Here is a 24,968-nt window from a genome sequence, read left to right on the forward strand (position 1 = left end):
AGGGCGGGGTTTGTGTCGCAAGTAGTGGGAGGGCAGATTAAATTTCTGTATGCGACAAAACGACCGGCCGTTTTATTGAGCAAACTCAAGTCAGTGTAACATTGTTCCTTGCCAGTAGCGGCGGTAATTGCGCGCCGGCGAGAAACGCGTGCTCGCTTTCGCGCTGGGTGGTCATGGGATCGAGGCTGATGAGGGTTTCGTCGACGAAGCCCGGATGACACATCACGAGCCCGCCCTCCGGCATGCCCTGCAGGAATTGCCCCATCAGGACGCCGAAATCGGGCATCTTCGAAAAATCATAGGCGCCGGCAAAGGCCGGATTGAACGGGATACCGGCACGGGTGGCGAGCTTGCGAAACCGCGAGCTGAGGACATCGAGCAGCAGCGCCTTGGGCGCGCCGAGCCGTTTGGCCAGCGGCTGAAGCCGGCCGCCCTGGCGAACCCAAGCTCCGGGCGCGGCCTGCTTCACCGCCCGCAGAAACGCATCGCGAACCTGCGGGAAGAGCTGCGCATGCTGATGGGCGTCGACGAAATCCGGCGGGCGGCCGAACAGATCCTGGAACGCCGCCAGTTGATCGATCAATTCGGCATGGATCATCTCAGGATCGAGCCGCCGCAACAGGCCCGATCGCAGCATCGCCGGCAGCGGCAGAAACATGCCGCCATCGGTCGGCCTGAAGTGCATCGTCAGCGGCCGGAATGGCGCGGTCAGCGTCGCATGCAGGCCGATGGCGCAGCGCGGGCTGCCGGCGGCGGCGTCCTGCAGCGCCGTGACCTCGCCGCGGCCGATCGCCGTGCCGACCACCATCACCGATGTCGCATTGAGGCGGCCCTGGCCGATCAGCTCGCGAATGGCGCGATTGACGCCCTCGCTGATCCCGTAATCATCGGCGCACAGCCAGATACGGCGCGGCGGCGCGGCATCGTTCATTCCGCGGCGGTCCGTTCGGGGCTGGTCCGTTCAGAGGCGCTTGCGGTGGTCGTTTCGTCCGCGCGCTTCTCGGAGTGTTCGGCGACGAAATAGATCGGACGCGCTTTCAGCTCCGACAGGATCTTGCCGATATATTCGCCGACGATGCCGATCATGATCAGCTGCACGCCGCCGATCGTCATCAGGCCGATCACGAGCGAGGGATAGCCGGGGACCTGCTTGCCCGTGGTCAAGACTTCCCAGAGAATGGTCAGGCCGAACAGAAAGGCGCCCACGGCGAGCAGCACGCCGAACAGGCTGGCAAAGCGCAACGGCGCCACCGAGAACGAGGTCAGCCCCTCGATCGACAGGCCCACCAGCCGGCCGGCGCTGAAGGTGGTGACGCCGTGCGCGCGCGGCGCCGGCTCGTAATCGACGCGGATCTGGCGAAAGCCGATCCAGCTCGCCAGACCCTTGAAGAAGCGATTGCGCTCGGGCAGCTGCTTGAGCGCTGCCGCGGCGCGCGGCGACAGCAGGCGGAAGTCGCCGGCATCCTCGGGGATTTTTTGCCGTGCGCCGTAATTGATCAGCGCGTAGAAGCCGTGCACGGCAAGACGCCGCAGAAACGGTTCATTGTCGCGATGCGCCTTTGCCGTATAGACGACGTCGTAGCCGTCATCGATCCAGTGGCTGACCAGCTTCTCGACCAGGGTCGGCGGATGCTGGCCGTCGCCGTCCATGAACAGCACCGCGCCGCGCCGCGCATGGTCGAGCCCCGCCATCAAGGCGGCTTCCTTGCCGAAATTGCGCGACAGCGACACCACCTGAACGTCGAGCGCGTCGGCCTTCAGGGTGCGCGCGATGCTCAGCGTGGTATCGGCGCTGCCGTCATCGACATAGACCACTTCGCTGGCGAGGCCGTAGCGCTGCCGCAAGGTCCTGGCGAGGCCGATCAGCCGCTCGTGCAGCAATGCGAGCCCGGCGGCCTCGTTATAGACCGGCACGACAATCGACAGCCCCCGCGCCGCGGCGCTCGCCGCGGTGGTGGACAGGCCGGAAACGTCAGAGCCAAGCGTCATCGATCAGGTTCCATCATGGACAACAGCATATGTTACTCGTCGCAAGCTGTCGCTACGATGAATGAAATCTATGGCGTTTTCGAGCGAAGTGGATACCGGTTCGCATAAGAAAACGCGTCAAGACAAAGACTGAGCCCGGTTCTGATTTAATCAGAACCGGTCAGGCTCCAGAACCCGCTTTATTGTCGCAAGAACGCCTCAAGGCGGGCGAACAGCGGGTTTTCCCGGTCGAGCACATAGTCGAGGGCAGCCACCGAAACCGTGTCGGCGCCGTGCTCGCGCAGGAAGCTGCCGAGCGCGTAGAGCTTCGACGGCGGGCAGTGCAGCGTCAGCATGCCCGACGAGGTCGGGCCGCCGAACGGGGCGACGACACCGAAGCGGTTATGCGCCTCGGTCAGCAGCCTGTCGTTGCAGCCGGCAAAGCGGGTGCGGACTTCGCGATATTTGCTGGCGCGGGCACGTGCGGCGATGTGATCGAGGATGACGCGCGCGGTCTCGCGCGCCCCGCTCGACCAGTCGGCATCCTTTGAGGCGACGAGGTTGGCCTGGCTGCGCAGGATCACGCCGTCGTCGAGCACCTTGAGGCCGTTGGCGACGAGGGTGGCTCCCGTTGTCGTGATATCGACGATCATCTCGGCGGTGCCGACCGCGGGCGCGCCTTCGGTGGCGCCGGCGCTCTCGACGATGCGGTAATCGACCACGCCGTGGGTGGCGAAGAAGTTTCGGGTCAGGTTGATGTATTTGGTAGCGACCCGCATGCGCCGGTTATGCTGCGCGCGGAAACCCGTCGTGACGTCGTCGAGATCGGCCATGGTGCGGACGTCGATCCAGGCCTGCGGTACCGCGACCACGACATTGGCGCTGCCGAAGCCGAGATTGTCGATCAACAGCACGCGCTTGTCGGCGTCCACGATGCTTTCGCGCAGGAGATCTTCGCCGGTCACGCCGAGATGCACCATGCCGCGGGCGAGCTGCGAGGCGATCTCGCTCGCCGAGAGATAGGCGATCTCGACATTGTCGAGCCCGGAGATGGTGCCGCGATAATCGCGCGCCCCGCGCGGCTTGGCGAGGCTGAGGCCGGCGCGCGAGAAGAACGCTTCGGCTTCTTCCTGCAGGCGGCCCTTGGAGGGAACGGCGAGAACGAAGGGCGCGGTCATGATGCGTTCCCGACCGGTTTGCGGAGTTGCGTCAGGGCTTCGATCCAGACCGAGAAGCCGACCGCCGGGATCGGCGCCGCCGAGCCGAGCTGGGTCATCAGCCCGTCATAGCGCCCGCCCGCCACCAGCGGCTCGATGCCGTTACCCTTGCCGTGCAGTTCGAATTCGAAGCCGGTGTAGTAGTCGAGGCCGCGACCGAAGGCGGTCGAAAAGCGCGTCAGGCTGGTGTCGATGCCGCGCGCGGCCATGAAGCCGACCCGGCTTTCGAGCTGATCGATCGCCGCCGTCAAATTGAGTTTGGTGTCCTCGGCCAACGCGCGCAGTTGCGCCACCGCGTCATCGGGATCGCCTGCGATGGCAAGAAAGCGCTTGATGGTCGTGAGCGCGTCGCGCGGCAGCGCGCCGCTCTTGAGCGTCGATTGTTCGAGGAAGCGGTCGGCGATTTCGGCAACCGTGCGGCCGCCGACATTGGTGGTGCCGGCGATCGACATCAGGTCGGTGACCAGCGCCAGCGCGGCCTTGCGGTCGGAGCCGGCAAGGGCTGCCAGCACGCCTTCATATTCGTTGCGGCCGGGGGCGGTCGCCAGTGTCAGCTGCTCGATGTCCTGGGTGAGGCTGACCTTGCGGTTGAAATCCTTGATCAGCCGCCGCTTCCAGACCGGATAAAGCTCGAGCGCATCGATCAGCGCGGTGAACAGCGCGACGTCGCCGGTGCGGATTTCGACATCGCTCAGGCCGAACGCCGAAGTCGCCTCCAGCGCCAGCGCCAGCATTTCCGCATCCGCCGCGGCGCGATCCTGCCGGCCGAAGGATTCGATGCCGGCCTGCAGGAACTGGCTCGGCTGGCCGTCGCGATAACGGAACACCGGCCCAAGATAGCTGAAGCCCGCGGGCTGGCCGGCACGCCCCGAGGCCAGATAGTCCCGCGCCACCGGAATGGTGAGATCGGGACGAAGGCAAAGCTCCTCGCCGCTGGCGTCTGATGTCAGATAGAGGCTCTTGCGGATGTCCTCGCCGGAGAGGTCGAGGAACGGCTCGGCCGGCTGCAGTATAGCCGGTTCAGCCTGGACGTAGCCGGCCTGCGCAAACGACAAAAGCAGCGCGTCCGCCCATGTGGCGGACCCGGCGGCACCATCGATGGCGGCGGTTACGGTCATTTCGCGTCCAAATATCCCGAAAAACGGGTTCCAAGAGGTATCAAGCGTTTGTTGGCGGAGGCCTTAGCATGGCCGGGGCAGGGTTTCGACAGAGATTGGTGTCGTCACTTAACGCGGGGTTCAATGAGGCTTAACGGCCTCGGCTGCCTGACCCGGACCGGTCCAGTCGCCGAGCGCGGCCTGCACCAGCGCCAGCGCCGCGACGCCGGCCGTATCGGCGCGCAAAATTCGGGGGCCGAGCGAAAGCCGCAGCGTTCGCGGCTGGCGCAGCAACAGCGCGCGCTCTTCCTCGGCAAATCCGCCTTCGGGACCGATCAGGATGTCGATGCCGTCAGCCGTTAACCCGTTTTGCAGCGCCTGCAGCGGCGAGGTGGTTTCCGCCGCCTCGTCGCAGAAGACCAGGAGACGCTCCGGCTGGCGCTGGCTCAGAAAGCGATCGAGCGGCATCGGTTCGGCAACGTCGGCGAGACTCAGGATGCCGCATTGCTCGGCGGCCTCGATGACATTGGCGCGCATCCGCTCGCCATTGACCCGCGAGACCTGGGTGAAACGCGTCAACACCGGTTGCAGCTTTGAGGCGCCCATCTCGACCGCCTTCTGCACCATGTAGTCGAGCCGGGCATGTTTTAACGGGGCAAAGACGTAGGCGATGTCGGGCAGGCGATCCTGCGGCCGGTTCTGGATCAGGATCTCAAGGCTGTCGGGCCGCTTCCGCCCCAAAATCTGCGCCTGCCATTCGCCGTCGCGGCCGTTGAACACCAATATCGATTCGCCGGCCGATAGCCGCAGCACATTGCCGAGATAATTGCTTTGGTTTCGCTCCAGCGGGACCCTTTCGCCCGGGCTCAAGGGGGCATCGACGAACAGGCGAGGGGCACGAAAATCGAGTTCTGGCATCTGTGATTGTTCCGTTTGCGCCCGTTTTAGCCTAAAGGGTTAGAATCCGGGGACAATTTAATGATTCGGTGCGGCCCAGCGCCGCGCTGCCGCCTAAATCCACGGGTTGTTAAGGGCCGGCAGGAATCGTAAAAAGCCCCGTCGGAATTGTGCTTCGATCGGAAGTCGCCCGGGCCCTGCTGGACCTTTGCCGGAGAAACACCTTTGATAATCCGCCGTCTCATTGTGCCCCTGACGATTGCCGTCGTGACCATTCACGCGGGGCAGGCCTTTGCGCAGAGCGCATTTCCGGCGCCACTGCCCGGACAGGCTGCACCCGCAAGCAACGCATCGCCGTTCCCGCCGGTGAACGGCGCAGCCCCCGCGGCGTCGGTGGGTGGTCCTTCACCGTTCCCGGCGACCGGGGCCGCCCCTGTGGCGGGCGCGGGCGGGGGCTCGGCATTCGACCGTGGACCGCCGCCGCCACAAGCCGGCGGCGCGGCGGATGCCTGCATGAAGGCCTTCGTCCCCTTGCGTGAGGAAGCCGAGAAGCGCGGCAAGCTGATCAAGGCCGCAAGCGAGCGCAAGGCGTCGCCGGACGAGGCCTGCAAGCTGATCGGCAGTTACAGCCAGGCCGAACTCAAGATGATCAAATATGTCGAGACCAATTCCGCGAAATGCGGAATTCCGCCGCAGATCGCCGATCAGCTCAAGAACGGCCACAAGAACACCGAGAAAATGCAAAAGCAGGTCTGCACGGTCGCGCAGCAGGGAGCACAAGCGCAGCGAGCGGCCGCGCCGAGCCTGAGCGAAGCGCTCGGCTCTTCGGCGGCGCTGCCCGAGGCGCAAACCGTGCGCAAGGGCGGCAGCACGTTCGATACGCTGAACGGCAACGTTCTTACGCGATGACCGCCTTCCGATGAGCGACCTCACGGCCCGCGTTGCCGATGCCACCGGCAACTGGGTCGATACGCGCGCGCCGTCCTGGTCGCGGCCCTATTTACGCCTTGCCCGTTTCGACCGGCCGATCGGCTCCTGGCTGTTGCTGATGCCGTGCTGGTGGTCGGCGGCGCTGGCCACCGGCATCGCGCGCGACGCCGGTCAATTGCTGTTCGTCATCGTGCTGTTCTTCATCGGCGCGTTCGTGATGCGCGGGGCGGGGTGCACCTGGAACGACATCACCGATCGCGACCTCGACGCCAGGGTCGAGCGCACGCGGTCGCGGCCGATTCCGGCCGGACAGGTGAGCGTGCCGCAGGCACTTGCGTGGCTGGTGCTGCAGGCGCTGATCGGGCTCACCGTGTTGCTGCAGTTCAACCGCTTTGCCATCATGACCGGCATCGCGTCGCTGATCATCGTGGCGGTCTATCCCTTCATGAAGCGCATCACATGGTGGCCGCAGGTCGTGCTCGGACTCGCCTTCTCCTGGGGCGCGTTGATGGGATTTGCGGTCACGCTCGGACGCATCGATCTCACCGCGCTCGTGCTCTATGCCGGCTCGATCGCCTGGGTGATCGGCTACGACACCATCTACGCGCATCAGGACGCCGAGGACGACGCGCTGATCGGCGTCAAATCCACCGCGCGTCTGTTCGGCGCGGCGACGCATCGGGCGCTGGTCGTGTTCTATTCGCTGGCGGTGGTTCTGATCGGCGTGGCGATGGTGCTGGGCGGGGCGCGATGGCCGGCATGGATCGGGCTGGTCGCGTTTGCTGCTCACCTCGTCTGGCAGATCCGGCGATTGGACATCAGCGATCCCGCGTTGTGCAAGCGCATCTTCCACTCCAACCGCGATGCGGGGCTGATGCTGTTTGCCGGCTTGCTGGTGGATGCGGTGATGCGGGCGGGGTAGCCCATCATGAATTTCCGCCGTCATTGCGAGGAGCGAAGCGACGAAGCAATCCACGTCTCCACTGGCGGCGCGATGGATTGCTTCGCTTCGCTCGCAATGACGGGGCTTGTGATCAATCCCGTGCGATAATCTCGCGCTCGCCCTGATGCAGGTTCGCCGGGTTGAGCAGGTCTCCGGCGCGCCTACGCACCAAAAATTTCGGGCGGCGGGCGCGGATCGAATTGTGGCGGCGGCGGCGCTGGGCCGGTTCGCAGGCCTTGTCTTCCGGCAATTGCGGAAGCGCGAAAATCTCGCTCCACATCTGCCAGGCGGAAGAAATCTCCTCGGCATCGGAACTGACGCCGAGCGGAATGTTCAGCGAGGGATCGCGATGCACCAGCACCAGCATCTGCGCGTCGTCGAGACCGCGCAAAGCCACGCCAAGGAAATCGCTGACGCGAACGTTGACGGCCATCTGCATGCCCTTGACGGCACGGCGCAGCACGACGCGTTCGCGGTGAAGTTCGATCTGCCGCACGCCGCCGTCGGCACGCGTGTCCTGCGCATCGAAGCGGAGCGGAAGGGAAAGAGGGTCGAGCCGCAATGCGCGGCCCGACCCGGCGGGATTGATCCCGCTTGTTGCTGTTTGACGCCTCACGGCTTTTTAGTCTCCCCGCCGGAATTATGTTCCCGGTCGATGTGTGAGACCTTAGCCGAGCGGTTTCCGTTTCGGCTTAAAAAGGCTGGTTAACCCGAGGTCACCGGCGCCGCTTCTGCTCGCATGATTGACAAGACCTTGGCATGCATGATTGACGAGTCCTTGCTTTGAAGCCGAAAATGATTGGCTTTTGAGGCGTCAAAATGCTTGAAATCCCCGTGAATCAGGCACATCTCATGGGTCCAAAGATTTGCGTCCCAACTCGCTTCAATGTCAGGGATTTTGTTTGTGAACTCTTCACCATCCAAGACTTCATCCGCGACCTCGGACCTGTTCGACCAGTCGGGGCTCTCGACGCTGGCGCAGCGGCTGGTCGAGGCCGCCAAACGCGCCGGCGCCGATGCGGCTGATGCGGTCGCGGTGCGCGGCGTCAGCCAAGGCGTCGAAGTGCGCGATGGCCGCGTCGAGGAATCCGAGCGCTCGGAAGGCGACGATGTCGGGTTGCGCGTGCTGGTCGGACAGCGCCAGGCCGTGGTCTCGACCAACGACATCAGCGGCGATGGCATTTCGAAACTGGCCGAGCGCGCGGTGGCGATGGCGAAGGTCGCACCCGACGACAAATATGTCGGTCTCGCCGATCCTTCACTCCTGGCACGCGAGTTCGCCGATCTCGACCTGCTCGATCGCACGGTTCCCTCGACCTCCGAGCTCGAACGCCGCGCCGTAGAAGCGGAGGCCGCGGCGCTTGCGGTCAAGGGCGTGACGCGATCCGGCGGCGCGTCGGCATCGAGCGGCATCGGCGGCATGGTGCTGGTGACTTCGACCGGGTTCCACGGCTCGTATCTGCGATCGAGCCAGGGCATCTCGATGACCGCGATTTCAGGCGAAGGCACCGGGATGGAGCGCGACTACGACTACACGTCGGCGCCGCATGCCTCCGATCTCGCCGCGCCCGAAAGCGTCGGCCGCAGGGCGGGCGAACGCACGGTGGCGCGCGCCAATCCGCGCAAGGTTGAGACCTGCAAGGTGCCGGTCGTGTTCGATCCGCGGGTCTCGGGATCGCTGGTCGGCCATCTCGTCGGCGCCGTCAACGGCGCCTCGATCGCGCGCAAGACCAGTTTCCTGAAAGACCGCATGGGCGAGCAACTGTTCGCCAGGAACATCCGCATCATCGACGATCCCCTGCGGGTGCGCGGATTGCGTTCGCAGACCTTCGATGCCGAAGGCGTCACGGTGAAGAAGCTCGCGATCATCGACGAGGGCGTGCTGACCTCGTGGCTCCTGGACACCGCGACCGCGCGCGAACTCGGACTGGTCACGACCGGCCATGCGCATCGCGGCGTATCGTCGTCGCCGTCGCCGGGGTCGTACAATCTGCACATGGAGGCGGGCGAGCCGACGCCGGCCGAACTGATCTCTGACATCAAGCAGGGCTTTTACGTCACCGATTTGATCGGCTCCGGCGTCAACGGCGTCACCGGCGATTACAGCCGCGGCGCGTCCGGCTTCTGGATCGAGAACGGCGAGATCACCTACCCCGTCAGCGAGGTGACGATTGCGGGTCATCTCCTGCCGATCTTCAAGTCGCTGACACCGGCCAACGATCTGGAATTCCGCTATGGCGTCAATGCGCCGACGGTGCGCATCGAGGGTTTGACGCTTGGCGGACGCTGATACGGGCACGACAAAGGCGCGCGATGCCGCGCTGCTGACCGAGACGGTACGCGAGGCGGGGGCGCTGGCGCTGTCGTTGTTTCGCACTGAATTGAAGAACTGGACCAAGGGCGCCTCGTCGCCGGTGTCGGAAGCCGACATCGCCGTCAACGATCTCGTCGAAAGCCGGCTTCGTGCGGCAACGCCGGACTATGGCTGGCTGTCGGAGGAAAGCGTCGACGACGAGGCGCGCCTCGGCAAGAAACTGGTCTGGATCGTCGATCCCATTGACGGCACCCGTGCCTATCTGGCCGGCCGCGAGGACTGGTGCGTGAGCATTGCGCTGGTGGCCGATGCAACGCCGGTGCTGGCGGCGGTGTTCGCGCCGGCGACCGACGAATTCTTCTTCGCGATGCGCGGGCAGGGCGCCACGCGCAACGGCAAGCGCGTGTCGGCGACCGCAGGCACGGATCTGGATTTTTCCCGCATGGCCGGCCCCAAGCCGCTGGTGCAGCGGCTGAGCCCGTCATCCGATGAGATCACGCTGTTTCCGCGAATCGGCTCGTTGGCGCTTCGGCTGTGCCGGGTCGCCGACGGCAGCCTGGACGCCGCTTTTGCGGGTGGTCAGAGCCGCGATTGGGACCTTGCGGCGGCGAATTTGATCGTGCACGAAGCCGATGGTAGGATGACGACGCTCTCGGGGGACACGATTGAGTATAATCGCCGGGAGGTGACGCACGGGGTGCTGGTGGCTGCGGGACGTGATCGGCATGCACGCATTGTCGAGCATTTTCGAATCCGTCCGCTGCCCTGAACACGCCGGACCTGCGTCACGGTTCGTCACGCCACTCATCATGCGACACGCCTCAACAACCTTGCTTGCCGGGCACCTCGTTAGGAACAACCATCATGCCAGATAGTGCCCCGCCGCAACTGCTTCATCTCGTCATCGGCGGCGAGTTGACCGATCTCGAACACACGACGTTCAAGGATCTCGATCAGGTCGAGATCGTCGGCGTGTTTCCCAATTACGCCACCGCCCATGCGGCCTGGAAGGCGAAGGCGCAGCAGACCGTGGACAACGCCCATATGCGCTATTTCGTGGTCCACCTCCACCGGCTGCTCGATCCCGGACAGGATACCAAGCAAGACGCGAAGCCTGCCCGTTGAAACGATTCCTTCGCGATTTGCTGCGCAGCAGCTGGCTTCAGCGCGCGCTCGGTGTGCTTGCGGCCGAATATCTGCGGCTGGTCTGGCTGACCAACAAGTTCAGCTACGAACCGGCCGACGTCTACGACCAGGTCGAGCCCGCCATGCCGGCGATCCTCGCGTTCTGGCACGGCCAGCATTTCATGACGCCGTTCATCAAGACCAAGGAGAGCCATCGCGCCAAGGTCCTGATCTCGCGGCATCGCGACGGCGAGTTCAACGCCATTGCGGCTGAACGGCTCGGCATCGGAACCATCAGAGGTTCCGGCGACCATGGCGGCGCGTTTCACCGCAAGGGCGGCGTCGGCGCGTTCCGGGAGATGGTGCAGGCGCTTGAGGATAATTGGAACGTTGCGACCACCGCCGACGTGCCGAAGCGGGCGCGGGTGGTGGGGCTCGGCCTCATCATGCTGGCGCGGGAGTCCGGGCGGCCGATTCTCCCCTTTGCGATGGTGACCAGCCGGTTCATCCGTTTGAAGAATTGGGACTCCTCCACCATCAATTTGCCATTCGGCAGGGGTGCCGTGGTAGGCATCGATGCGGTTTTCGTGCCGCCGGACGCCGACGCAGAGACCATGGAAAAGCTGCGCCAACAGGTAGAGACTTATCTGAACGAAGCGACTCGCCGCGCCTATGCGGCTGTCGGACGTCCGGAGGCCGCCCTTGGTTAATTCGCTGCCGCTGCCGATGACGTTGCGCGTCTACCGGAGCCTGTCGTCCGCGATGGTGCCGCTGGCGCCTGCGTTCATCAACCGGCGGCTGAAGCTCGGCAAGGAAGATCCGGCGCGTGTCAGTGAACGCCGCGGCGTGAGCACCGATGTTCGCCCGGTCGGGCCGCTGGTGTGGATTCACGGCGCCAGCGTCGGCGAGGTGCTGGCCTCGGCAGCGCTGGTCGAGCAGCTGCGGGCGCTGAACCTGCGCATCCTCCTCACCTCCGGCACGGTGACCTCGGCGGCGGTTGTCGCCAAGCGGTTTCCGCCCGACGTCATCCATCAATATGTCCCCTACGACTCGCCGCGCTATGTCGCGCGGTTTCTCGACCATTGGCGTCCGTCGCTGGCGCTGTTCATCGAGTCCGATCTGTGGCCGAACTTGATCCTCTCGAGCGCGGCGCGGCGCGTGCCGATGGTGCTGATCAACGGCCGCATGTCGCCTCGCTCATTTCCGCGCTGGCGGCGTGTCTCCGGCACCATCTCGGCGCTGCTCGGCCGGTTCGAACTGTGCCTCGCGCAGTCGGAAACCGATGCCGACAGGTTTTCGACGCTTGGCTGTCCCAACGTCGTGACGACAGGCAATCTGAAGCTCGACGTTCCCGCGCCACCGGCGGACCAGGCCAAGCTGGAGCGGCTGATGTCGATGACGCGCGGCCGTCCGGTCGTCATCGCCGCCTCCACCCATCCCGGCGAGGACGAGATGCTGGCGGGGGCGCACAAGACGCTCGCCGGCTTCTTTCCGAACCTGCTCACCGTGATCGTGCCGCGGCATCCCGATCGCGGCGAAGCGATCGCGCGCATGGTCGAGGCGTCCGGCCTGCACGCGTCGTTGCGTTCGCGAGAGGAATTGCCTGTCGCTGCGACCGACATCTATGTCGCCGACACCATGGGCGAGCTCGGGTTGTTCTACCGGTTGTCGCCGATCGTGTTCATGGGCGGATCGCTGGTCGAGCATGGCGGACAAAATCCGATCGAGGCGGTCAAGCTCGGCGCCTCGATCGTCCATGGCCCGCACGTGTTCAATTTCGGCGACGTCTATGAGGCGCTCGATCAGGCCGGCGGCGCGCGAAAAGCTGAGACCCAGGAAGCCCTGGTCAAGCAACTCGGTCAGCTGCTCGCCGATCCCAGGGCGCGCGAAGTATCGCTCAAAGCCTCCGAGCGCGTGGTCGAACAGCTCGGCGGCGCGCTGGATCGCACGATGATCGCGCTGGAGCCGTATCTGTTGCAGCTGCGGCTCGAAATGGGAGCCGCGAATGCGTGAGCCGCGCTTCTGGCACGGCCCGCCTTCCCTCAAATCCAGTCTATTGACACCGCTCGCCGCCCTCTACGGCGCCATCGCCACAAGACGGATGCAGCGCGGGGGGCTGGATGCCGGCGTCCCCGTGTTTTGTATCGGCAATTATCACGTCGGCGGCGCCGGCAAGACGCCGACCGTGCTGGCGCTGGCGAAGCTGCTCCGCGAGCTCGGCGAAACGCCCGTCGTACTCAGCCGCGGCTATGGCGGAAAATTGCGCGGGCCGGTGCGGGTCGATCCGGAGCGGCATGCCGCCGCCGACGTCGGCGACGAACCGCTGATGCTGGCGGCGACGCTGCCGGTGGTGGTCGCGCGCCAACGCGCCGACGGCGTTCCGCTGGCGCGTTCGCTGGCGGCGTCGGTGATCCTGATGGATGACGGTTTTCAGAGCCCGGCGGTCGCCAAGGACGCCTCGCTGATCGTGATCGACGCCGGCCGCGGCCTCGGCAACGGGCAGGTGTTTCCCGCCGGCCCCTTGCGCGTGCCGTTGCCGCCGCAGCTGGCGCGCACCGATGCGCTCATCATCGTCGGCAACGGCACGGCGGCCGACCGCGTGGCGGCCGATATCGCCGCGCAGCACAAGCCGGTGCTGCGCGCGCGCCTTGTGCCGAACCAGGATTCTGTGGCTTCGCTGCGCGGCAAGCGCGTGCTGGCCTTCGCCGGCATCGGCGATCCCGCACGGTTCTTCGGCACGCTGACGGCAAGCGGCGTTGACGTGATCCGGCAGCACGCCTTCGCCGATCACCACGCGTTCTCCAGGACCGAGATCGACAGCCTGATCGCCGAGGCGGGCCGCGACGCGCTGACGCTGGTGACGACGGAAAAGGATCTGGCGCGGCTATGGTCCGGCGGCGGATTGCCGGATTGGACGACAGCGATCGTGCCGTTCGCGGTGACGCTGGAGTTTGAGGATGGCGCGAAGCTGAAGAGATTGGTGACCGATCAACTCTTCAAGGCCCGCGAGAAGAAATTCCGCACTTCGTCGTCTCGGGCTTGACCCGGGACCCATAACCACCGTCGTCAGTTGTTGAAGCGCTCTGGAGCTCCAGCTCGGCATAACCACGGAGAGCCGTGGTTATGGGTCCCGGCTCAAGGCCGGGACGACGGCTGTCTTTATCCCTGCGTCTTTAGCGCGCCGGGAAAATGCCGCTGCAATACCGCTGATGGCACCGAATAGGCTTCCTGCAGATCGACGCTCCAGTATTTTAACTCGTCGAGCGGGATCCGCACATCCGATATGGCGCAGCGCACATAGGTTCCCGGCGAGACCACGCGGAAATCGCCATCCAGATATTGCACCTGCGCTTCGCCATGTCCCGAGGGACCGAATTTATTCAGCACCGTAAACTCTCCGACAGGTCGGCCAAATTCACAGGGCCGACTAAAGTGTATTTTCCAAATCCGATCTATCACAGATAGGTTGGGCTGTCCGCTCCCGAAACCCACTCGATTGTGATGAATTTCCGCCGATTGCGCATGATAACCTCCTGATTATGGTACGCTTTGCCCCAAGCGCCATAACCACCCGGCGAACACGGATGCGCCCAGCGACGCTGCTATTCCTGATGCTGTTTGCCGCGGCCTGCACTGCCGTGCCGCGCGCCGCTTCTGCAGCGCCATTGCCGGCCCCCAGGCAGGTCGATATCCCCGCGCCAAAACTCAACTTGCACGCCCAGCTCTACAAGCCTGATGGCGACGGGCCGTTTCCCACGGTGATCGCGCTGCATGGCTGCGGCGGCTTGAGTGGGCATGCCGAGCCGGTGCTGCCGCGCTACCGCGACTGGGTCGAACAATTATTGAAGGCGGGACACGCGGTCGTGCTGCCGGACAGTTACGGCTCGCGCGAACTCGGCCCGCAATGCCGCGACAAGGAGCGCCGCGTGCTGGCGCGCCGCGAGCGGGTGGCCGATATCGTGGCGACGCGGCGATGGCTGGCGCAGCAGGCCTGGGTCGCGCAGGATCGCGTCAGCCTGATGGGATGGGCGAACGGGGCCAGCGCCCTGTTGTGGGCGGTGCGTCCGCAAGCCTGGCGCAACGACGGGCCGGATTTCCGCTCGGCGGTCGCCTTCTATCCGGATTGCCGGATTTCCGCCGGCCTCGGCTGGAGCGCGCGGGTGCCGACGCTGCTGCTGATCGGCGCCAAGGACGACGTCAGTTCGCCATCGGCCTGCCGCCAGATGGTGGAGGGCGCCCGCGGCCGCAGCGCGCTGGCGCGGATCGAAATCTATCCCGGCGCGCCGCACGATTTCGACCGCGCCAACCTGCCGCTCCGTGCGCTCGGCGGCGGCGACGCCGGCCAGCCGGAACGCGGCCACATCGGCACCGACGCTGAGGCGCGCATCGATTCGCAAAAGCGCGTGGCGGAATGGCTGGCGCGGTGAACCCAAGAATGTCATTGCCGGGCTTGACCCGGCAATCCATCTCCTTGGAAAAGCTTTTTGCGAAGATTGATGGATGCCCGGGTCAAGCCCGGGCATGACGAAGAGATTCTCGCCTAAAACAAACTGCCCTGATCGACCGGCTTGACCACGCGCCTGGGCGCAAGCGTCTTGGTTTCCCGCCGGGCAAGTGTCGGCTGGCTCGTCGGCGACGACGTCGCCGCCGGCCGGTCCGCATCCGCCGTCGCCGCGACGCGGCCGTCGGCGAATTCGATTGAGAGAGGCGCGCCGGGGCCGATCGAGGCGGCGGCATGCACGGCATGGCCATGTTCGTCGCGCACGAGGGCAAACCCGCGCGCGAGCACGCCGCGATACGACAGCGCCGAGAGCAACTGGCCGCTATGCGCGACGCGGGCGTTGAGCCGCGTCAACGCGGTCAGCAGGGCGCGGCGCGCGCGCTCGGCGAGGCGTTGCGTGCGCTCGCGGTCGCGCGCGATTGCATTTCGCTGTGCTTGCGCGTTGGAAAGTTTTGAGGCTTTCAGCCTGACTTCAAGCCCGGCAAAGCGATCGCGCCGGTTGCGCAACAATGCCCGTGCGGAAAGCCTGATGCGCTCGCCGGATACGGTGAGACGGTGCCCCGCCTGCGCGACCTGTCCGCGCAACACCTTCAACGTCAAGCCGGCGCTGAGCTGCGAGAAGCGGCGGTGATGCGCGTTGGTGTTGGCTTTCAAGCCGCGGGGCAGTGATGCACCCGCGCTGTCCAGCCGCTGCCGCGGGATCGCCAATAATTCGCTGGCCGCGGGCAGGGCGCGGGCCGCGGCGCGCAATTCATTGCGGCGGCTTTCCTGGCCGCGCAGCCAGCATACCATCGTGCGGCGCGCCAACCCAGCGACCTCGACCATCAATTCGCTGCGCACGGGGACGGCCATTTCGGCCGCCGCGGTCGGCGTCGGCGCGCGCTTGTCGGCGGCGAAATCGATCAGCGTGATGTCGGTCTCGTGGCCGACCGCCGAGATCAGCGGGATCATGCTTTCGGCGGCGGCGCGAACCACGATCTCCTCGTTGAACGACCACAGGTCTTCCAATGAGCCACCGCCGCGCGCGACGATCAGCAGATCCGGCCGCGGAATTTTGCCACCCTCGGGCAGCGCATTGAAGCCGCGGATCGCAGCCGCGACCTGTTCGGCCGAGCCTTCGCCCTGCACCTTCACCGGCCACACCAGCACGCGGCGCGGAAACCGGTCCTCCAGGCGGTGCAGGATGTCGCGGATCACGGCGCCGGTCGGGGACGTCACGACGCCGATCACTTCCGGCAGCCACGGCAATAATTGCTTGCGGGCTTCGTCGAACAGGCCTTCGGCGCCGAGCTTCCTCTTGCGCTCTTCCATCAAGGCCATCAGCGCGCCGATGCCGGCGGGCTCGATGGCTTCGATGACGATCTGGTATTTCGACGAGCCCGGATAGGTGGTGAGCTTGCCGGTCGCGATGATCTCGAGCCCTTCCTGCGGTTTGAAGCGCATTCGGGAATGCACGCCCTTCCAGATCACCGCCTCGATCTTGGCGCTCTCGTCCTTCAGCGCGAAATAGCAGTGCCCGGAGGAATGCGGCCCGCGGAAGCCCGAAATTTCGCCGCGCACCCGGACATGGCCATAGGCGTCCTCCACCGTCCGCTTCAGCGACGAGGACAGTTCCGAGACGGTGTATTCGGGCGCGTTGAGCAGGGGTTCGGTCGCGGGCATCTCGTCCAATCGAATCAGGCTTTTGGAGCTTCCACGCAAGGTAGGGATTTCGGCCATCCCCGCCAATCCAGCTTGCGTTGCAGATAACTCTGTTGTATAGAGTTATCTAAGATGAACCGAGTTGATGAGGAACGACCATGTTCAGGCAGTTGGTACGCGGCAGCTTCAGGACCCTGAAATGGGCGCTCAGCGCCGTTGGCGCGATCGCTTTGCTGATCACGGGGCTGGTCGCCACGCCATTGCAGCGCCCCCCGGAGCTGCCATCGATCTCGGCCGCCCGCGGCACGGTCGATCTCAGCACATTGCCCATGGTCGAGCGGTTTCAGGCACGAGACGGCACCGCGCTCGGTTTCCGCCACTATGCCGCGCATGGCCCGGCGACCGGTCGCGCCGCCATCGTGGTGCACGGCTCCTCCGGGTCGAGCGGCGGAACGATCCACGCGCTGTCGGCGGCGCTGGCGGCCCGCGGCGTCGAAACCTGGGCCGTGGATATTCGCGGCCACGGCACGTCTGGCACCCGCGGCGACATCGGCTATGTCGGCCAGCTCGAGGATGACCTCGCCGATTTGGTCGGCATTATCCGCAAGACCGCGCCCGCCAAGCCGCTGACGCTGGTTGGCCATTCCTCCGGCGGCGGTTTTGCGCTGCGCGTCGCGGGCTCGTCGATCCAGGACCTGTTCGAACGCACCGTGCTGCTCGCTCCGTATCTCGGACACGACGCCCCGACCGGCCGGCCCAATTCCGGCGGCTGGGCCAAGGCCGATGTTCCGCGCATCGTTGGTCTGTTCGCGCTGCGCAGCATCGGCATCACCTGCTGCGACGCGCTGCCGGTGCTGGCGTTCGCGGTGCCGCCGAATTCCGAGAAGAACCTGGTCGGAACCTACAGCGACCGCCTGATGCGCAATTTCGCGGTCCGCGACCGCGATTTCCGCCGCGATCTCGCGGCAGCCAGGAAGCCGATCACGATCATCTCCGGCGCCGATGACGAACTGATGTTCGCGGACAAGTACGCACCTTCTGTGCATGCGATAGCCCCCGCGGTTGACGTCAAGCTGATCGATGGCGTCAATCACATGGGCATCGTCAGCGTACCCCGCGCGGTATCTGCGATCGCCGAGGACGTCGCCACGCGCGGCATAACCGGGTCGTAACCGCGATCGAGGGGAAGGCGACATGATCGACAGCCAGCAAGCTTCCGAGGCGCTCGCGGATATCAGGGAGATCGCGCGCCGCGTCCGCCAGTCGCGGATCTACAATCTGGCGAGCTTGTTGATGATCATGTGGGGCGCGCTGGTGTTCATCGCCAATGCCGCCTCGTTCGGCTGGCCGCGCCATGCCGGCTACATCTGGATCGCGGTCAATGTGGTCGGCCTTGCGGGCTCGTTCGTGGTCAGCGCCTTCACCCATTCGCGGACCGGCGTGCGCACCTTCGACCTGCGGACGCTGATGGCGTTCCTGCTGTTCTTCGCCTTCGGGCTCGCCACCTGCATGCTCGCCCATTTCGGGCCGCGCGAGCTCGGCGTGTTCTGGGCGATCTATTTCATGCTGTTCTATACCATCGCCGGGCTCTGGGTCGGTCTCGCCTTTGTCGTCATCGGCGTCGGCATCTCCGCGCTGACCTTGATCGGCTATTTCCTGGCCGGCAACTGGTTCGAGCCATGGATGGCGATCGTGAACGGCGGCGGGCTCGTGCTTGGCGGCCTCTGGATGCGCCGGGAATAGCGATGGCCGGGCTCGACGACATCATCCACCAGCCGCTGCGCTTGCGAATCATGGCCGCCCTGAACGCGCTGCCGCCGGGTACCGGGCTCGAATTCGCCAAGCTGAAAAAGCTGACCGGCGCCACCGACGGCAATCTCGGCGCCCATATCGAGACGCTGTCGAAGGCCGGCTATGTCGCTGTCGACAAGGCCTTTGTCGGCAAGAAGCCGCAGACCACGGTGACTGCGACCGCGGCCGGCCGCGGCGCCTTCGCCCGCCATGTCGCAATGCTGCAGGAAATCATCGCGGGGTCGGGAACGTAGCAGCGACTTTTCATCGTCATTCCGGGGCGCTCGCAACGCGAGCGAACCCGGAATCTCGATGTATGGGCAGGGCGTAAGACAAGCTCGAGATTCCGGATCGGCGCGCAGGCGCGCCGTCCGGAATGACGGCGGTTATTGTTGATATCCCCTTGCAGACGGCGGGAGATTCGTGCGACCGACTGGCCATCGGTTCCCACATCTGGCTCCAGTCATGAACATCCTCCTGCTCGGTTCCGGCGGCCGCGAACACGCTCTGGCATGGAAGATTGCCGCGTCCCCGCTGCTCACCAAATTGTGGTGCGCGCCGGGGAATGCCGGCATCGCCAAGGATGCCGAATGCGTCGCGATCGACATCACCGACCATCCGGCCGTGGTCGATTTCTGCAAGGCCAATAAAGTGGATTTCGTCGTGGTCGGCCCCGACGCGCCGATCGCCGCCGGGATCGTCGACGATCTCAACGCCGCCGGCTTCAAGGCGTTCGGCCCCACCCAGGCCGCGGGCCGGCTGGAGAGCTCAAAGACCTTCACCAAGAATCTCTGCCGCGACAACAACATTCCGACCGCGGCGTATGAACATTTCACGGAAGCCGAGAAGGCAAAAGCCTATATCCGCAAGCAGGGCGCGCCGATCGTGATCAAGGCCGATGGTCTGGCCGCCGGCAAGGGCGTCGTCGTGGCGATGAGCGAGGCCGAAGCCCTTGATGCCGTCGACATGATGTTTGGCGGCGGTCTTGGCGAGGCGGGCGCCGAGGTCGTGGTCGAGGAATTCATGGTGGGCGAGGAGGCCTCGTTCTTCGCGCTGTGCGACGGTGAGCACGCGTTGCCGCTGGCGACCGCGCAGGACCACAAGCGCGCCTTCGACGGCGACCAGGGCCCGAACACCGGCGGCATGGGCGCCTACTCCCCGGCACCGGTCATGACGGAAGCGATGTGCGCGCGCGTCATGGACGAGATGATCCATCCGACGCTGCGCGCGCTCAAAGCGATGGGATCGCCCTACAAGGGCGTGCTGTTTGCCGGCGTGATGGTGACCAAGGATGGCCCGAAACTCGTCGAATACAACGCCCGGTTCGGTGATCCCGAAACCCAGGTGCTGATGATGCGGATGATGTCGGATGTCTTGCCGGCGCTGATCGCCAGCGCCGACGGGCAATTGAAAAATTTCAGCCTGCGCTGGTTCGACGACGTCGCGCTGACCGTGATCATGGCGACCAAAGGCTATCCCGGCAGCTACGGCAAGGGCTCGGTGATCTCTGGTCTCGACGACGCCGCCAAAGTCGAGGGCGTCGAAATCTTCCACGCCGGGACGATCGCGAAAGACGGAAAAATTCTCGCCAGCGGCGGCCGCGTGCTGAACGTCTGCGCCATGGGCAAGACGGTGAGCGAGGCGCAGCAGCGCGCCTATGCGGCCGTCGATCGCATCAACTGGCCGGAAGGTTTTTGCCGCCGCGACATCGGCTGGCAGGCGGTGGCGCGGGAGCGCTGACGCCGGCTGCGATACGCGCAGGGCTTCCCCGCGTCTTTGCGCTCTGGACACGCACCTGATGCAATGTCCACAATCGCGCAAAACGGAGGAACTGCCCCGATGGCGATTGTCGATTCCCAGGTTCATGCCTATGAGGCGAACACACCGAAGCGGCCCTGGGCCACGGTGCCGAACTGGCCCGATCACGTCACCGGCGACGAGATGGTGGCGGCGATGGACAAGGTCGGCGTCGACGGCGCGATCTTCATTTCCGCCTTTTCGATGTACCGCTACGACGCCAGCTATGCCGTCGAAGTGGCGCGCGCTCATCCCACCCGGCTCGCCATCGTCAAGCCGGTCGACCCCGATGATCCCAACGTCGCCGACGTCGTCGCCGACTGGAAGAAGACGCCGGGCGCGGTCGGCATCCGCATCATGCTGACCAGGGAGAACAAGCGCGAGCCCGGTCACCCCGGCCTCGACCGCATTGCGCGCGCGGCCGTTCAACATGATTTTCCGGTGAATCTGCTGTGCTGGGATAATCTCGACGCCGGCACGGCGCTGGTCGATCGTCATCCCGACACGCGCTTCATCCTCGACCATCTCGGCATCCTGCAGCCGCGCACGCCGCCGGCGCCCGCGCAGCCCTGGTCCCCTTGGGCCGAACTGCCCAAGGTGCTGGCGCTCGCCAAACGCAAGAACGTGGTGATCAAGGTCAGCGGCGCCTGCACGCTGTCCAAGGAGCCGTATCCATTCCCCGACATCTGGGATCCGCTGGCCCGCGTGTTCGACGCCTGGGGTTTCGATCGCTGCCTGTGGGGCACCGACTGGACCCGCGCCTTCGCCGTCGTCAATTACGAGCAGTCCGTCACGCCCTTCCTCAAGACGGATCGCCTCAGCGATACCGAGCGCGCGATGCTGATGGGCGGTGCCTGTGCCAAGGCCTATGGCTGGTCACCGAAGAAAGGTTAGTGCATTTCAATAAAGTCGCGGTCCTGTACCGGATGACTTGAATGTAGCGGCCCTAGCCTGGGACCATCGAGAGGACGGTACGGGCGAGATCGGCGGGAGAATCCACCAGCTGGTCTGCGCCAGCGGTTTCAAGTTCGCCCCTTGTGCCATAACCCCAGAGCACGCCAAGACCGCGCATCCCGACCGCGTGGGCGCCGAAAATATCATATCGGCGATCCCCGACCATCAGGCTGTCAGACGGCGAAAGCCCATGCCTGGACAGGATATGGGCGAGCAGCTCGGGCTTGTGATCCAGCTCGCCGCTCGGCACCGAGCCATGGATGCCATCGAAGTAGGTGGCAAACCCCAGATGCTCCAGAATGCGGCTCGCGAAAATCTCCCGCTTCGAGGTCGCGAGATAGACCCGCAATCCGCATCGCTTCATCTCTGCAAGGGAGTTGCCAATTCCCGGATAAGGCACGCTGCCGAGAAATCCGCTTTCACCGTAGTGCTGACGATAGGCAATGACTGCTTCACCGACCCGGTCGTCTCCGTATGACTGCAGCAGGATTTTCATGATCTCTTCGAGCGGGGGCCCGATGACGCGTTTTATGTCGAGGTTTTCATCCGGTTCATGTCCAAGGGCGCGCAGCGCCGCCAGGCAGCTTGCCAAAATGCCGGGAGACGAATCGATCAAGGTGCCGTCGAGGTCCAGAAGAACGGAGCACGCCATGATCCGAAGCTAGCGGCCAAAGCAAACCTGTACAAGTTCGTTTGATTTCGTTCCTGCGTCGGGTCATTCGCGGCAAGGCAATGCAGCGGCAAGTCCAGCCATATGGCGGTGAGGTCTCACCCGGCGCAGCCACCGTCCCCCATTTCCCGTTACTAGCCTAAGCCGATCCGATGGCTTATCTTAAGGCCCGGGGCAAGCAATGACACCACCTTCTGGAGCAGGCGGCGGATCGAAAAAGCCGCAAAGCCGTACGGCGAAGCCGCGAAAGCGCAGCATTGCGCCAAAGGTCGCGCGCGTCTCCAGGTCAGCGAAAACGGACGTCGAAAATCCAGCGCAAACCGAAGTCGAACAACTTGCCCTCGAACTTCAGCAAGCCAGAGAGCGCCAAGCGGCGACATCCGAGGTCCTGAGCCTTATTGCCGACGCACCGACCGATCTTGCGCCGGTGTTCGACCGGATCGTCAGGAACGCAGCGCGGCTCTGCCAGAGCGTGCTGAGCGCCGTCTACCGCCGGGAGGGGGACCACGTCCACCTGGTCGCGCACGATCAGTTTTCTGCGGCATCGGTGGCGGCGGTGCGCAAAGCCTATCCGGCTCCGCTCACCAGCAAGAATCTGATCTCGGTGGCGATCCGCGAGCGGCGCGTCGTGCATGAGCCGGATGTGCTGGTCTCCGGCGGCTACAGCGAACTGCAGAAGACATCGGGCTATCGCAGCATCCTGATCATGCCGATGCTGCGCGACGAGGTTGCGATCGGCGCGATCGCGGTGATGCGGCTCGAGCCGCAATTATTCCCCAAGGCGCAGGTCGAGCTCTTGAAGACCTTTGCCGGGCAGGCGGTCATCGCCATCGAGAACACGCGGCTGTTCACCGAGTTGCAGGAACGCAGCCGGCAGCTGTCGCAATCGCTTGACGATTTGCGCGCCGCGCAGGGCAGTCTGGTACAGACCGAGAAATTGGCCGCGCTGGGACGGCTGGTGGCGGGCGTCGCGCATGAGATCAACACCCCCGTCGGCACCAGCCTCACCGTGGCCTCGGCGTTGATCGACAAGACCAAGCGATTTGAGGCCGATGTCGCCAAGGGCGACGTGCGCCGCTCGACGCTCTCGGAATTCATTGCGGCCAGCCGCGAGGCGGCGTCGCAGATCATGTTCAATCTTGGCAACGCGGTCGAGCTGATCCAGTCGTTCAAGCAGGTTGCCGCCGATCGCAACGTTTCGGATCGCAGGCGCTTCGATCTCGGCGAGGTGACCGAGCAGGTCGTCAGGGGACTACGGTACGGGCTGCGAGGTCAAAACCTGACGGTCGCGGTCGAATGCGAACCGAATCTTTCCATGAACAGCTATCCCGGACCTTACGGCCAGGTGCTCACCAATCTGGTTCTCAATTCCGCCGCGCACGCCTTTCCGGACGGCGGCGGTGGATCGGTCCATATTGCGGCGCAGGCATCGGGCAAGGGCAATGTCGAGGTGCTGTTTTCAGACGACGGCTGCGGCATGACCCCCGAGGTCAAGCGCCAGGTGTTCGACCCGTTTTTCACGACCCGGCGCGACCAGGGCAACACCGGCCTCGGGTTGCACATCGTGCACAACATCGTGACCAATCGTCTGGGCGGACGGATTCATCTGGAAACCAAGCCCGGTGCCGGCACGAAAATCCAGATCATCGTGCCGCGCGAAGCGCCGCGGGAGTCGGCGGCGGAGTAGGGCGGGGCTCTCACGCCTTGTCATTCCCCGATGCGCAATTGCGCATCGGGGAATGACAGATTAGTTTGGACGTCGTCCTCTCCGCGTCATTGCGAGCGCAGCGAAGCAATCCATCTTGCGCCAAGCCGAGGCATGGATTGCTTCGCTGCGCTCGCAATGACGGTTGGCTGCGACAAATCAGCCCGACGGGCAAATCAGTTCTGATTGTCAGAATTCGTGTCAAGCCCCAAAATAAAAAATATTTCTGTTTACCAGAACACAAATCAGGGGCATATATTCGCCCATCCCGTCCCACTCAGAGGGCGTCGGCCGTCGTCACGGACGTTGGACGGGTTGCGGTGGACGCTGGTTTACGCCTCGACGACGGCGTGGATAAGCGTACGGCAAAACCGTGTGGTCCTGGCGCCCGTTGCTGGCGTCAAGCCGTCGGCTAAGCGTGAGCTGAACCGGTGGTGACGGAGTCAACCAAGAACTCGTCTCCGGGGAGATCACGGCATAAGCCGTAAAGCCATTGCGCAGGGAAGGCCGGGTGTTCTCCGCTGCCCTGTATGCTCGTGTGCAGCCTACTTAGTGCAAACCGCACACGGGACCGCGGGTGCAGCGCGCACCCGGTCTTCCCTGCGCCCTCTATTTTCGAGGGCAAGGAAATGAATGGCAAAGCTCGGGCGCAATGCGTCGCGAGAAGGCGAACTCACGTTTTGAATAATTGCGCGTCTACAATCACCGCCGTCGTCCCGGCCTTGAGCCGGGACCCATAACCACAGGAAGAAGTTTTGCGAACGGTCTCTGTTACCGAGCCTCTATCGAGAGATCACGCGGTATGGGTCCCGGCCTTCGCCGGGACGACAAAAACTCACGCCCCGCAGGAATGCGCGGCTATGGCGGTCGAATTATTCCTGCACGGGTTTGTGTCCGGAGTTTCGAGCCATTCAAATTTTGAAACGCAGTCGGTCGCTTGATGGCAATCACGTCAGGGCGTATCGATTGTCCGGCGCTGACGTTGGTCGCGCAGGGTGCGTTTCTCTGAGCACATTGTGGCCTTCGCGGCCGCCCGCCATGGGCGCGAACAAGGAAGAGGATCCGAGCAGTCATGCAATCAGACACGGATAGCGAATCTGCCGGCGCAGAGATGCATCGGTCCATTATGACGGCCTTCTGCGATGTCCTTCGTACCACCCAGCTGCCGCCCATGACCGTCATGCGCCTTGCCGCGTCCGCGCTCGGAGCCGTCTACAGGGAAGTCGCCGATCAGCATCGTTGTGATGATGGTTGTCCCTGCGGCTGGAAGCCGAATCTGCGTGCCGATGTCGAGGCTTTGCAGGCGGCGCTGGCAGCGAAAACACAGACTGTCCCGTCCAGTGACTTGCGCGTCATGCAAGCCGTCGGACGTGCATGAGTCATGCGCGACCCCGGCCGACCTTGTGCGTAGCGGTTGG

Annotated in this window: 24 protein-coding genes and 2 pseudogenes; 17 read left to right on the forward strand and 9 right to left on the reverse strand. The window is 64.6% G+C overall.

Going from position 1 to position 24,968, the window contains the following annotated elements; translation table 11 throughout:
• Positions 1-85 precede the first annotated feature (85 nt).
• From JQ629_RS02665 to JQ629_RS02685, 5 genes are all read right to left on the reverse strand, one after another.
• On the reverse strand, positions 86-931 hold the full coding sequence (locus tag JQ629_RS02665; RefSeq protein ID WP_212410966.1) for a ChbG/HpnK family deacetylase: 846 nt from the start codon (positions 929-931) through the stop codon (positions 86-88).
• The gene (locus JQ629_RS02670; RefSeq protein WP_212410968.1) at positions 928-1,989 is read right to left on the reverse strand and encodes a glycosyltransferase family 2 protein; all 1,062 of its coding nucleotides are present in this window, start codon (positions 1,987-1,989) and stop codon (positions 928-930) included. Before JQ629_RS02670 ends, JQ629_RS02665 begins: the two co-directional genes overlap by 4 nt.
• A 179-nt stretch (positions 1,990-2,168) precedes the next feature.
• Positions 2,169-3,146, reverse strand: coding sequence for an ATP phosphoribosyltransferase (hisG, locus tag JQ629_RS02675; RefSeq protein WP_212410970.1), 978 nt, complete (start codon positions 3,144-3,146; stop codon positions 2,169-2,171).
• The gene (locus JQ629_RS02680) at positions 3,143-4,303 is read right to left on the reverse strand and encodes an ATP phosphoribosyltransferase regulatory subunit (RefSeq protein ID WP_212037663.1); all 1,161 of its coding nucleotides are present in this window, start codon (positions 4,301-4,303) and stop codon (positions 3,143-3,145) included. Before JQ629_RS02680 ends, hisG begins: the two co-directional genes overlap by 4 nt.
• A 120-nt stretch (positions 4,304-4,423) precedes the next feature.
• Complete coding sequence (locus tag JQ629_RS02685) at positions 4,424-5,200, reverse strand: 16S rRNA (uracil(1498)-N(3))-methyltransferase (protein ID WP_212410971.1); 777 nt, start codon at positions 5,198-5,200, stop codon at positions 4,424-4,426.
• A gap of 207 nt (positions 5,201-5,407) precedes the next feature.
• Here JQ629_RS02685 and JQ629_RS02690 point away from each other — a divergent pair, with 207 nt between their 5' ends.
• Positions 5,408-6,088, forward strand: a complete 681-nt coding sequence (locus JQ629_RS02690; RefSeq protein ID WP_212411029.1) for a hypothetical protein — start codon at positions 5,408-5,410, stop codon at positions 6,086-6,088.
• 10 nt (positions 6,089-6,098) lie between these two features.
• Positions 6,099-7,031, forward strand: a complete 933-nt coding sequence (ubiA, locus tag JQ629_RS02695; RefSeq protein WP_212410972.1) for a 4-hydroxybenzoate octaprenyltransferase — start codon at positions 6,099-6,101, stop codon at positions 7,029-7,031.
• Between the two features lie 112 nt (positions 7,032-7,143).
• On the opposite strand, the gene JQ629_RS02700 is transcribed toward ubiA, so the two are convergent.
• Positions 7,144-7,668: a DUF6101 family protein gene (locus JQ629_RS02700; RefSeq protein WP_212410973.1), complete on the reverse strand. Its 525-nt coding sequence runs from the start codon at positions 7,666-7,668 to the stop codon at positions 7,144-7,146.
• Between the two features lie 288 nt (positions 7,669-7,956).
• On the opposite strand from JQ629_RS02700, the gene JQ629_RS02705 reads away from it, so the two are divergent.
• The 6 genes from JQ629_RS02705 (at position 7,957) to lpxK (ending at position 13,534) form a co-directional block, all read left to right on the forward strand.
• The gene (locus JQ629_RS02705) at positions 7,957-9,342 is read left to right on the forward strand and encodes a TldD/PmbA family protein (RefSeq protein WP_502752234.1); all 1,386 of its coding nucleotides are present in this window, start codon (positions 7,957-7,959) and stop codon (positions 9,340-9,342) included.
• A complete protein-coding gene (locus JQ629_RS02710) occupies positions 9,329-10,135 on the forward strand; it encodes an inositol monophosphatase family protein (RefSeq protein ID WP_212410975.1) in 807 nt (268 codons plus the stop codon). The genes JQ629_RS02705 and JQ629_RS02710 overlap by 14 nt, the downstream gene beginning before the upstream one ends.
• Positions 10,136-10,230: 95 nt before the next feature.
• A complete protein-coding gene (locus tag JQ629_RS02715; protein WP_192738867.1) occupies positions 10,231-10,491 on the forward strand; it encodes a DUF4170 domain-containing protein in 261 nt (86 codons plus the stop codon).
• On the forward strand, positions 10,488-11,201 hold the full coding sequence (locus JQ629_RS02720; protein ID WP_212410976.1) for a lysophospholipid acyltransferase family protein: 714 nt from the start codon (positions 10,488-10,490) through the stop codon (positions 11,199-11,201). The genes JQ629_RS02715 and JQ629_RS02720 overlap by 4 nt, the downstream gene beginning before the upstream one ends.
• The gene (locus JQ629_RS02725; protein ID WP_212410977.1) at positions 11,164-12,504 is read left to right on the forward strand and encodes a 3-deoxy-D-manno-octulosonic acid transferase; all 1,341 of its coding nucleotides are present in this window, start codon (positions 11,164-11,166) and stop codon (positions 12,502-12,504) included. Before JQ629_RS02720 ends, JQ629_RS02725 begins: the two co-directional genes overlap by 38 nt.
• Positions 12,497-13,534 carry a tetraacyldisaccharide 4'-kinase gene (lpxK, locus tag JQ629_RS02730; RefSeq protein ID WP_212410979.1) on the forward strand — a complete coding sequence of 346 codons (1,038 nt, stop codon included), beginning with the start codon at positions 12,497-12,499 and terminating at the stop codon, positions 13,532-13,534. The genes JQ629_RS02725 and lpxK overlap by 8 nt, the downstream gene beginning before the upstream one ends.
• Before the next feature lie 116 nt (positions 13,535-13,650).
• Here lpxK and JQ629_RS02735 read toward each other — a convergent pair whose 3' ends face one another.
• Positions 13,651-13,878, reverse strand: a complete 228-nt coding sequence (locus JQ629_RS02735) for a DUF2093 domain-containing protein (RefSeq protein ID WP_212209655.1) — start codon at positions 13,876-13,878, stop codon at positions 13,651-13,653.
• Between the two features lie 224 nt (positions 13,879-14,102).
• Between JQ629_RS02735 and JQ629_RS02740 the strand changes: the two genes are divergently transcribed.
• Positions 14,103-14,918, forward strand: coding sequence for a dienelactone hydrolase family protein (locus tag JQ629_RS02740; protein ID WP_249134785.1), 816 nt, complete (start codon positions 14,103-14,105; stop codon positions 14,916-14,918).
• 113 nt (positions 14,919-15,031) lie between these two features.
• On the opposite strand, the gene xseA is transcribed toward JQ629_RS02740, so the two are convergent.
• Positions 15,032-16,654 carry an exodeoxyribonuclease VII large subunit gene (gene xseA, locus JQ629_RS02745; protein WP_212411031.1) on the reverse strand — a complete coding sequence of 541 codons (1,623 nt, stop codon included), beginning with the start codon at positions 16,652-16,654 and terminating at the stop codon, positions 15,032-15,034.
• Between the two features lie 137 nt (positions 16,655-16,791).
• Here xseA and JQ629_RS02750 point away from each other — a divergent pair, with 137 nt between their 5' ends.
• From JQ629_RS02750 to JQ629_RS02770, 5 genes are all read left to right on the forward strand, one after another.
• On the forward strand, positions 16,792-17,805 hold the full coding sequence (locus JQ629_RS02750) for an alpha/beta hydrolase (RefSeq protein WP_212410982.1): 1,014 nt from the start codon (positions 16,792-16,794) through the stop codon (positions 17,803-17,805).
• 22 nt (positions 17,806-17,827) lie between these two features.
• Positions 17,828-18,376, forward strand: a complete 549-nt coding sequence (locus JQ629_RS02755) for a hypothetical protein (protein ID WP_212390356.1) — start codon at positions 17,828-17,830, stop codon at positions 18,374-18,376.
• 2 nt (positions 18,377-18,378) lie between these two features.
• A complete protein-coding gene (locus tag JQ629_RS02760) occupies positions 18,379-18,678 on the forward strand; it encodes a winged helix-turn-helix domain-containing protein (protein ID WP_212410984.1) in 300 nt (99 codons plus the stop codon).
• 211 nt (positions 18,679-18,889) lie between these two features.
• The gene (gene purD, locus JQ629_RS02765) at positions 18,890-20,164 is read left to right on the forward strand and encodes a phosphoribosylamine--glycine ligase (protein WP_212410986.1); all 1,275 of its coding nucleotides are present in this window, start codon (positions 18,890-18,892) and stop codon (positions 20,162-20,164) included.
• A gap of 99 nt (positions 20,165-20,263) precedes the next feature.
• Positions 20,264-21,115, forward strand: coding sequence for an amidohydrolase family protein (locus tag JQ629_RS02770; RefSeq protein ID WP_212410988.1), 852 nt, complete (start codon positions 20,264-20,266; stop codon positions 21,113-21,115).
• 52 nt (positions 21,116-21,167) lie between these two features.
• On the opposite strand, the gene JQ629_RS02775 is transcribed toward JQ629_RS02770, so the two are convergent.
• Entirely contained in the window at positions 21,168-21,827 is a 660-nt protein-coding gene (locus tag JQ629_RS02775) for an HAD hydrolase-like protein (protein WP_212410990.1), read from the reverse strand.
• A 199-nt stretch (positions 21,828-22,026) separates the two neighbouring features.
• Between JQ629_RS02775 and JQ629_RS37830 the strand changes: the two are divergent.
• The 3 genes and pseudogenes from JQ629_RS37830 to JQ629_RS02785 form a co-directional block, all read left to right on the forward strand.
• Positions 22,027-22,671, forward strand: a pseudogene (locus tag JQ629_RS37830) (GAF domain-containing protein); the annotation flags it as partial.
• Positions 22,672-22,734: 63 nt separating this feature from the next.
• Positions 22,735-23,532 (forward strand): annotated as a pseudogene (locus JQ629_RS37835) (sensor histidine kinase); the annotation flags it as partial.
• A gap of 1,090 nt (positions 23,533-24,622) precedes the next feature.
• On the forward strand, positions 24,623-24,928 hold the full coding sequence (locus tag JQ629_RS02785; protein WP_212410994.1) for a hypothetical protein: 306 nt from the start codon (positions 24,623-24,625) through the stop codon (positions 24,926-24,928).
• Positions 24,929-24,968 lie beyond the last annotated feature (40 nt).

It is taken from the genome of Bradyrhizobium sp. AUGA SZCCT0222 (assembly GCF_018130205.1).
GTDB lineage: Bacteria > Pseudomonadota > Alphaproteobacteria > Rhizobiales > Xanthobacteraceae > Bradyrhizobium.